General features: G+C 74.2%; 1 protein-coding gene and 1 pseudogene. One reads left to right on the plus strand and one right to left on the minus strand.

All coding sequences use genetic code 11. The annotated features are described in order from the left end of the window. On the minus strand, positions 1 to 220 hold a 220-nt coding region (locus F2B26_RS16580; protein WP_438939217.1), incomplete at its 3' end, for a hypothetical protein. A 41-nt stretch (positions 221 to 261) separates the two neighbouring features. Between F2B26_RS16580 and rsmI the strand changes: the two are divergent. Next, a pseudogene (rsmI, locus tag F2B26_RS16585) lies at positions 262 to 594 on the plus strand (16S rRNA (cytidine(1402)-2'-O)-methyltransferase); the annotation flags it as partial. Positions 595 to 724 lie beyond the last annotated feature (130 nt).

A 724-nucleotide genomic window follows, 5' to 3' on the forward strand; every position in this document is an offset into this window, starting at 1 on the left:
CCATCGCCTCGGGCACCGGACGGGGGCGGGCGCCGCGGCCGGGCAGCGCGTCGAGCGGCCCCTCCTCGGCGACGTCGGACTCCGGTCCGGCGGTGTCCTCGGACCCCTGCCCGGCAGTGTCCTCGGGCTCCGGACCGGCAGTGTCCTGGGGCACCGGTCCGGCGGCGTCCAGCGGCTCCTGCACGGGGGTGTCCTGCGGCTCGTCCGGCACGCGGGTCATCGTAGGGCGGACCTCTGGGTCCGCGATGGGAGGCTGGGCGGATGGAACCCGGACTCCTCGTGCTGGCCGCGACGCCCATCGGCAACTCGCAGGACGCGTCGGCCCGGCTGTGCCGGTTGCTCGCGGAGGCCGACGTCGTCGCGGCCGAGGACACCCGTCGGGTGCACGCGCTCGCCCAGCGGCTCGGCGTCGTCATCACCGGGCGGGTGGTCTCGACCCACGAGCACAACGAGGCGAGCCGTGCCGCGGGGCTGCTGGCGACGGTGCAGGAGGGCGGCACCGTCCTGCTGGTGTCGGACGCGGGGATGCCGACGGTCTCCGACCCGGGGTTCCGGCTGGTCGCCGCGGCGGTCGAGGCCGGGCTCCCGGTCACGGTGCGTCGTTGACCGTGTAGGTCACGACCAGCGGGTCCTCGGAGTCCACCTTGTAGGTGCCGAAGGAGGTGTCCTTGATGACCTTCGGGTTCCCGGCGGCGAAGGACGAGCCATCGGTGTAGTTGAACCA

Origin of the sequence: Cellulomonas citrea, assembly GCF_009829685.1 — a bacterium.
In the GTDB taxonomy this organism is placed as follows: Bacteria; Actinomycetota; Actinomycetes; order Actinomycetales; family Cellulomonadaceae; genus Cellulomonas; species Cellulomonas citrea.